Below are 8,091 nucleotides of genomic sequence, written 5' to 3'. Positions count from 1 at the left end.
CGCCGTCGACGCTGCCGGTCATGGCGCGACCGTTGTATGTGAAGCCGAGCGGCGACACCCAGCGCACGCGCCCGGCCTGATTGACCAGCGCAACATAGGAGTTTTCGCCCAGCGTGACCATGCCGGAAACCCGCCACTCGTCGGAGAAAACCTTGGGCCGCGCGACCGGCACCACTGTTTGGCCGGCGCCACCAGGTGAAGCGACAGAGGCAGACGACGCGCCGTCCTTCTTGAACCGGTCAGGGTCGAAGAAGTGCTTCACGCCCCAAAAGCCGAGGACGCCGACCACCGCGATCCCGGCGACCATGCCCCACAGGGCCGGATTGCGCAGAATGTTCTGCCGGTCGTCAACGCGCACCTCGTTGCCCTCGCCGCCGACGTACGACGAGTACAGGGGGAAGATGTCCTTGTCGTACTTCTTGCTCTGCACCGCCACGCGGGCCTTGGCGGTCTGCTTGTAGCCCTCCCACATCTCGACGCGGTAGACCTTGTTAAGGCCGAGGCTCTTGATCTTCGTGGTCCTGAACGAGAGCTCAACAACGACCTTGAGCACGCGGTTCAGGTCGCCGATGTCCTGCACCATCAACACGAGGTCGCAAGAGACTTTCGACACCGGATCGACGTAGTGTCGATGCTCGCGGAAGAACACCGCGTGCTCCTTGAGGATCTTGTTACCGGTCCCCCAGAAGCGCCAAGCCTCGTCGATGCAGACGATGTCGCCGGGCTGCACGAAGGTTACCACCGCGGCCTCACCGTGCGGCAGGAAGTCGGCCTTGAAAACGTCGTCGTTGGAGCAGTGGACCACCTGCCCCAGCTTGTCCAAGGCGATGCCCTGCTTCTCGTGGACATACGCCCTGATGGCCTCCCCGTCGATGCCGTCAACGTTGGTGACGACGCGACGGCCCTTGGCGATGGCCGGAACGATCACGCTGGTGACGCACTCGAACGACTTGCCGCTGCCCATAAGGCCGGTGTACGCATTGATCGGCATGATCAGCCGATCACCGGCAAGCGCCGGATGATGAAGCGCGTGACGACGGCGCTAAGGACGATCGGGAAGCCCTGCCCGAAGGCGAACAGGTCGAGGTAGTACCAGACGCCAGCGCCGATCCCGGTGAAAGCGCTGGTGATGTCGCCGCCGGTCGGCAAGCGGCTAACGAGCAGCTGGATAAACTCGGTCGTGATGAAGTACAGCGCCGAGAACACGACGAACTTGAGCAGGACGCTACGGACGAGGAAGCCCAGCGCGACGTTGAGGGCGGATAGGACGATGCCAAACATGGATGACTCCTTATGCGGACAGGATGATGAACAGGGCGACCAGTATCCAAGCGACCATCATCGCCGCGTACAGCTGCGACCTAACGCCGTCGAACAACGTGCAATGGCCGTCCATGACGATCTGCTTGTTGAAGACGGCAAACGTCGGCTTCGGGCACTCCGAGGCGTGCTGCGGCATGACGAACGTCTTCAGCGACGGCATCATGTTGAACACTGGATCGAGGATCGACGCGGCGGTCGGGGTCGCCTCCAAGGTCGGCGACCCGATCTTCGGATCGACACCCAGATCGACTGCCGGACGCTCTGCAGTAGGCGTGGTGGTCGTTGGCTGTGGCGCGACGACGCCACCGGGGCCGGGAGCCGTGGAGCCGCCCGGCGCGGTAGATACCGGGCTCGACGGGTTGGACGTGACCGTGGGCTTGGCGACCGGGTCCGTCGCCTGAATGCCGCGCGGCACGATGCCCGGGTTCTGACCATAGATGCCGGTCACGTCGTCGCTGGTGATGTTCGGCACCGGCAAAATCTTGTCCTTAGTCGCCGGGTCGGCCTGCAACGACTTGATCGCGGCCTTGATCGCCTCGGCGAGCGCGGCGGGGTCCATCGGCTTGCCCTTGTCGGCGTCCGGCATGTTCTTGCCCAGCGTGTCGGCGTCCTTGGGTGTAGCCCCAGCGGGAGGCGGCGCGGTGTAGGCGGGCGTGCCGCTAGGCCCGACCGTATTGCCGTAGACCGTAGCGCCGCGCGGCCACGTCTGCTGCGACCCGGACATCGACCAATAGCCGCTGAACGTGTAGATCGTCGGATTCGTGCCGGTGTGCGTGGTCGGGTTCTGGTTCCACACCAGCGTTGGATAACTACAGGTGTACGCGCCGCAGTCGCCGTACATGGCGATGGCCTTGCCGACGCCGTCGATGTCGGAACCCTGAACGAGCAGGCCGTTGTACGTGTTGCCCCAGAACTTGGTGTCGCCGTTCGACGCTGGCGTGGACGGATCGCCGCCGCCGCTGGCCGGAACGGCCTTGCCCGTCGCGGGATCGAGAAGGTACTTGATACCGTCAACGACGAAGCCGACCGCCTGACTGGCGAGGTAGCCAGCAGCGCCGACCAGCGCGCCCATGCCCAGCGCCGCCCAGGTGACGGGACCGCCAGCAACGGCAGCGGCGGCGAGAACGGCGGCACCGCCACCCACGGCGGAAGTCGCGGTTCCCCCGGCGATGCCAAGAACCTTTTCCTGCACCATCTCGATGGTGAGCCCGACACGCGGATCGCTCGGACTGTACCCGGCGCGCTGCAACTTGTCAGCCACGACCAGACTCGCGGTCATGCCCTGCGCATTCTGGTACAAGGGCGTCGAACTGGAGATGCCGATGGGCGCGTCCGTCACGTCGATCACCCTGTACGTGGTGGTCGGCATATACATGATCGTCTCGCCGACGCTGTTACGACCGGCCACGGTGACTGCGGTGGCCGTGGGAGGCACAGCCGCCAAAACTTGGGTCTGGCCGAACGCCAAGACCAGCAGCAGGAAAAGACTCTTGCGCTTCATGCTCTACCCTTTCAGACCGGTTACGACAGCCCAGCCGCAGACGATGCCGAACGCGAACATGAACAAGTACCAGAGGTCGTTAATCGTCATAAAATTCTCCACAAAAAAAATGGGGGAACAGCCTGCGCCGCTCCCCCGTTCAGCAGACAACGCCGGGATTAGCCGCCGCGAATCATGCCCAGCACGGTCTTGGCCGCCTTGATCGTGACGTACACGACCGCCAGCACAGCGCCGACCGACAGAACGCCAGCGGCAACGTCGGTCGCGGTGAAAGCGCCGGTGATGGTGCTCAGGTCAATCGCGGCATGCGCGGTGCCAGCGGACAGGGCGACAGCGCCGACGGAGGCCAGAGCGCCGATTTTTTTGAACGATTGCTTCATTTTTTATTGCCTTTCAGGTGATGCCGGGAAACCGCCCGGCCGGTCCAGCGAAACTAATTTTTGATGCGTTTGAGGACGACGCCGACACCGTGCGCGGTCATATAGCACATGATCACGAAGGTGAAGGCGAACGACCAGATGCCGACGGCAGCGCCATAGTCGAACGGCGCGACGGAGGCCTCGAAGCTCGACTGCTGCGATGCGTCGATGACATAGCCCTGCACAGTGGAAACCGCCGTGCCGGAAGGGCATGGCGATTGCGTGGAGCCCGAAGGCACGCACACAAGGATCGTTTGCACGGAGCCGGTCGCCATGATCAAGCGGCCTTGGCGGGCGTCTTGGCGGCGGCGGGGGCGACCGAGTCGAACAGCGCCGGGGTGGACACGAAGCGGAAGCCGACCACGGTCAGCGCGGCGGCGTTGGCCTTGCCCGGACGCGAGCGCACGTCGAGGTCGAACAGCGAAGGGAGCTCGACCGCGCGCAGTTGTTGGAAAATCTCCGGGGTGGTCAGAATCTTGATAGGCTTGCAGCCCATCTCCGTCTCGGACGCCTCGCGGTAGTCGTTGCAGTACCACACTTGGTAAAGCTCATTGACAACGCCGGTTTTTTCGTCGGTGATGGTGTAGTGATCTGCGGAAAGAATTAATGCACGGTCTGCCATGATATTGCCCTTAAAATGCGCGTGAGATCGAGTGAGGCCGGAAGTCACGCAGTACCTACCGGCTGGCGCAAATATAGTGCAACATGGAAAGAACTGTCAATCCCTTTTAACATTTTATGATGAAAACAACGAAGAACTACCTTGACGAGGTGATGCAAGTTTTCCCGGAAGTCAAGAATGACAACCAGCTATCGCGTCACATAGGCATCACGCGGCAGGCCGTGAGCCAGTACCGGGGCGGCGCGAACATGAGCGTGTTCGTCGCGGTCAAGATATCGAAGCTGCTGCACCTGCACCCGATGGAGACGATCAGCGCGACGATGGCCGAGCAGGCCACGACCGAGCACGAAAAGCTGTTTTGGCGCGAGTGCTACAACGAGTACAGAAGGGACTAAACGATATAAACGATTTATACCGTTCAGAACGGACACTCGTCGCGCGTTAGCCGGTCGAGGTACAGGCGGACGGCGTCGAAACCGCCGTTCTCTGCGAGGTCGAGGATCAGCGCGCGAACGTCGTGCGGCTGCTTGAGGATCGTCCGCCACTCGAAGGCGTCCATCAGAATCACAGCCTGGGCATCCTCGGCCTGTTCGTTGGCGATCTCCTCGTCGGTCTTCTCGCCGACCCCGAAAATCTTCTTCAAGCCGTCCGACCAGATCAACTGGCTCTTGCCGAAAAAGGCCTCGGCGAACTGGATGAACAACGGGCCGAAACGCTTCTCGCCGGACTCGTAGGCGCGCAGGAGATCAAACGGCGACATCGACCCGGCCTTACCGGTCTTGACGTGCTGCTTGGTGAGCTCCGAAGCCACGCCCCACTTGGCCTCACGCCCGAATTTCGCCATGTACTCGTCGGCGCTTTCCATCTCCTTGACATCGACACCGCGCTTGCGGTTGGGGGCGGCGAGGCCGCAGACGAAACAGGCTTTCGCCCACAACGAGAACAGCACCGAGGCGAGCTTGCGCTGCTGCTTGCGAGTGAGCGGATCGGCGACGAGCCACAGGTCGTGCTCGTGGGGGTGGAACCCGTTGGCGTCGCCATAGGTCACCTCGCGGGCGCGGATGTCGCCGACGTAGCCCATCTCAAGCTTGAGGTTCTTGTAGCCGCGCTGGGCGCGCATGTACTGGAAGGCCTTGGAGAACGCCTTGAGCATCGGCGACAGCACGTCGGTGCGCTGGTGCGAAAAGGTGTGCGTGATCATGTACAGCGCGCCCCCGGCCTGACGGTGAAGGTCGGTCGCCTTCTTGATCTCCAGCTTGCGCCGCTCGCTGATCTTGGCAGCGCAGGGCGGGCAGGTCCAGACCGAGCCGCAGATCATCAAGCCGCCGAAGTGCGCCTTCTTGATGCTGGGCGCGTACAGCACGGCGACGTTGTCGGAGATTTTGCGGCGGGAGCAGCCGGTGACGCGCCACTGCGTGTCTCGCGGAGTTAGATGATTAAATAACAACTTTGAAGCGCTCGTTTGCGCCGAGAACCGGGCGCTCCGTGCCGTGGAGATCGCCGCCGACTGGTCCTTTTCCTGCACGTATTCGCGCCGCACAGGATCGAGCGTAAACCCTTGATATTCCCCGGTATTTTCATCAATTTCGGCCCTAAAAGCGGCCCGTGATTTCGTGTTGTTACCAAGGCGCTGCGCTGGCCCCGGCGCGGTGCGCTCCGTCCTCGCTCCGCTGCGGGCGGTGCGCCCGCTGGCCGGGGCCGAGCTTGCGCTCAGCTTGACTTCCTTCGAAATTTCGTGCACGATTTGCGGACTCCTGCTTTGACTGAGCGGTTGAAAAAGGATGCTTTACCGGGGCCGACTCTCACATCGGCCCTTTTTCTTGCCCGCGACTTTTATCGCTTTGCGGCTCAAAAGGGATATTTCCCCCGGAAAAACTCCAACAATGTAAATGCGCGCTGACATTACGTCAATGGATGATCGAGCGTCGCGTCGTGGATCGGATCGTCGCTGGCCGGGACGACCGGCCAAAACGCTCCTACATCCGCCCATGATGCAAGGGGGTTCCGCTTCGCTCCAGCCCTAGCGGGCCTCAAATCGCCCCCTTTTCCGCTGACCGACCGTTCGAAAATCGTCTGCAAAGAAACGAAACTCATTCCCGCGCCGGGCTTGCCGGTGTAGCAGATGATCGCCATCAGAAAAAAAACGACCAGGCGAAGCTACCAAAGACAACAACCATCACCAGCATGATCGTGAAGCCCACGATAGCGCCCTCGCCCTGCTCGCCCAGCCACAAAAGAAATTTCATAACACCTCCAAGGATTAAGAGCCAAAAAGCCCGTACTGCACCGTCGCGGACTGCGACACATAGGAAAACTCGCGGACGCCGGACGACTTGCGCAACGCATCGAGCCTGATCGCAAGACGCACGTCGGCGATCTGCTGCAAGCGCCACCCCTCGCGGGCGAAGGCGTTCATCTCGAACTCGTTCATGCCGTAGAAGCGCCTGCCGTCGGCCAATGTGTACCAACCGACCGGCAGCGCGTCGTCGCCGCTCAATGCATGCATAGGCCCTCCACCTTGAAGCCGATCTTTTCGATGGCGACGATGGCAGCGTCGAGCGTCTTGAAGTTGCGCGGAGCGCCGCCCCGAGCATCGACCAGCGGGCCACGGTTGGTCCCAGCCTTGAGGATCACGTTCCAGCCCTCGCCCATCGCCGCGCGCACGATAGCGAAGTACGTCATGTAGCCGATTGAAAAATCGCGCTTGGCCTGCGCCATGGTGAATTGCTCGAAACCGTCAGCTTTCATTTCAAACTCCTTGTTTGCACATTAGAAGGTTCTAGTATAAACAAAAACCTGTTTTTGTGCAAGCAATATCATAATTTTGTTACCTGCAAGATCAAAAGAATCTCCGACTGGCTGTTGTCCTTCGACGTGCTGCGCATCGAGGCTGGAAGGAACGAAAACCCGGTGCGGGCCGTCGAGTCCTTGGACTGGGTCAGACCGCCGATGACGACGATCTCGCCGTCCTGCAACGACAGCGCAGTCTTGACCTCGCGCTTGGTCAGGGTCGGCGAGCCGTTCACGCCCGTCGTGGTCTGCACGAAGTCGGAAAGCTGCTGCGAAACGTCGAGATCGATCACGCCGCCGCGCACCTTGGGCGACAGATCGAAAATCACACCGCTGGAACGGTATTCGACAGACTGCACGGCCTGCCCCGCGCCGTTCGGATACGACAGCGCGCCGAGAACCGGCACCTCCTGACCAGCGGTAAACCGAGCCTGCCGCCCGGACTTCACGCGGATCGACGGAGAGCTAACGACCTTGAAACGCCCGTCAGAGGCCAGCAGGGACAGCACAGCGTCGATGCTGGCCGTCTTGACCCTCACGAACGAGTCAAGGGCCGTGGACGCCGTGGAGAGCCCCGCAGACACCTTGCCGCCCAAGACGCTGGCCGCGATCTGGAACGCGCTCGCCTCCTTGTCGGAGCTGGTGACCTCGTAGACCACGCCGCGCACCATCACCTCGCCGAGTGCCACGTCCACCTGGGCGAGCAACTTCTGCAAGCGCGCGATCTCCACGGTCGGCCCCTGCCACACGAGCGTGTCCGAGTCCCGGTCGATGAGAGACGCCGGGGAGCCCGGCTGCACTGGCTTGTCCGACTTGGTCAGGTCGGGGCCGGAAATCTGCCGGTTGACGGTGAACTGCCCCGACGTGAGGGGACGCAGGATGTCCGCGAGGTACGACACGTCGCGGAAAAGCGGGTGATAGATGAACACGTCCTTCTCCTTCTCAGACACCGCCTCGAGCTTCTTGAGCGCCACGAAATCGATCCCGCCGCGACGGTCAACCTCATAGCCGAGCGAGTCGAGGAAACGGATCACCGAGGGGCGCGCGTCCTTGGGGTCGCCGAAGCGGAAAGACACAAGGCGCTGGTCGTTCAGCACGTCCGGCGACAGCACGAACGGCGACTTGAGCGCCTCGCCGAAGATGATGGCGACGACCTCCGACACCTTGACCGAATGCAGGTTGAAGCTGAACCCGCGATAGTCGTCGGCGCGGGACGACGACAGGGAAAGGAAAAGCAGCGCTGCGACGAGAAAACGGATCATTTCGGGGAACCTGCGGTGTTGGGCGCTGCCTGCTGGGGCGGCGGCGGTGGAAGGAATGCCCCGGTCGAACCGCCACCGGAGAAGTACGAGACGGTCTCGCCGTCGACGCTGCCGGTCATGGCGCGACCGTTGTATGTGAAGCCGAGCGGCGACACCCAGCGCACGCGCCCGGCC

11 protein-coding genes are annotated in these 8,091 nt (G+C 62.2%); 1 reads left to right on the top strand and 10 read right to left on the bottom strand.

The annotated features are described in order from the left end of the window. The 6 genes from AC1RQG_RS27610 to AC1RQG_RS27585 all read right to left on the bottom strand — a co-directional run. Nucleotides 1-991, bottom strand: a 991-nt coding sequence (locus AC1RQG_RS27610) for a zonular occludens toxin domain-containing protein (protein WP_493136583.1), incomplete at its 3' end; no start/stop codon positions are given. A 2-nt stretch (nt 992-993) separates the two neighbouring features. Then, entirely contained in the window at nt 994-1,281 is a 288-nt protein-coding gene (locus AC1RQG_RS27605) for a DUF2523 family protein (RefSeq protein WP_493136581.1), read from the bottom strand. Nucleotides 1,282-1,291: 10 nt separating this feature from the next. Further along, nucleotides 1,292-2,824: a hypothetical protein gene (locus AC1RQG_RS27600; protein ID WP_493136579.1), complete on the bottom strand. Its 1,533-nt coding sequence runs from the start codon at nt 2,822-2,824 to the stop codon at nt 1,292-1,294. Between the two features lie 158 nt (nt 2,825-2,982). Further along, nucleotides 2,983-3,204 (bottom strand): hypothetical protein, encoded by a 222-nt coding sequence (locus AC1RQG_RS27595; protein WP_493136577.1) that lies wholly within the window; start codon nt 3,202-3,204, stop codon nt 2,983-2,985. Between the two features lie 53 nt (nt 3,205-3,257). After that, nucleotides 3,258-3,518, bottom strand: a complete 261-nt coding sequence (locus AC1RQG_RS27590; RefSeq protein WP_493136574.1) for a hypothetical protein — start codon at nt 3,516-3,518, stop codon at nt 3,258-3,260. A gap of 2 nt (nt 3,519-3,520) precedes the next feature. Next, nucleotides 3,521-3,865: a hypothetical protein gene (locus AC1RQG_RS27585; RefSeq protein WP_493136572.1), complete on the bottom strand. Its 345-nt coding sequence runs from the start codon at nt 3,863-3,865 to the stop codon at nt 3,521-3,523. 119 nt (nt 3,866-3,984) lie between these two features. On the opposite strand from AC1RQG_RS27585, the gene AC1RQG_RS27580 reads away from it, so the two are divergent. After that, nucleotides 3,985-4,260, top strand: a complete 276-nt coding sequence (locus AC1RQG_RS27580) for a helix-turn-helix domain-containing protein (protein ID WP_493136569.1) — start codon at nt 3,985-3,987, stop codon at nt 4,258-4,260. Nucleotides 4,261-4,283: 23 nt separating this feature from the next. On the opposite strand, the gene AC1RQG_RS27575 is transcribed toward AC1RQG_RS27580, so the two are convergent. From AC1RQG_RS27575 to AC1RQG_RS27560, 4 genes are all read right to left on the bottom strand, one after another. Continuing rightward, nucleotides 4,284-5,606, bottom strand: a complete 1,323-nt coding sequence (locus tag AC1RQG_RS27575) for a hypothetical protein (protein WP_493136566.1) — start codon at nt 5,604-5,606, stop codon at nt 4,284-4,286. A gap of 519 nt (nt 5,607-6,125) precedes the next feature. Beyond that, nucleotides 6,126-6,371, bottom strand: coding sequence for a hypothetical protein (locus AC1RQG_RS27570; RefSeq protein ID WP_493136563.1), 246 nt, complete (start codon nt 6,369-6,371; stop codon nt 6,126-6,128). After that, a complete protein-coding gene (locus AC1RQG_RS27565; protein ID WP_493136561.1) occupies nt 6,359-6,613 on the bottom strand; it encodes a hypothetical protein in 255 nt (84 codons plus the stop codon). Before AC1RQG_RS27565 ends, AC1RQG_RS27570 begins: the two co-directional genes overlap by 13 nt. 68 nt (nt 6,614-6,681) lie before the next feature. After that, complete coding sequence (locus AC1RQG_RS27560; protein ID WP_493136559.1) at nt 6,682-7,917, bottom strand: type II secretion system protein GspD; 1,236 nt, start codon at nt 7,915-7,917, stop codon at nt 6,682-6,684. Nucleotides 7,918-8,091 lie beyond the last annotated feature (174 nt).

This window comes from Rugamonas sp. GW822-FHT03B10, from assembly GCF_058801745.1.
Note: the sequence above shows the minus strand (reverse complement) of the source record. Positions and strands in the feature narration are given on the sequence as shown.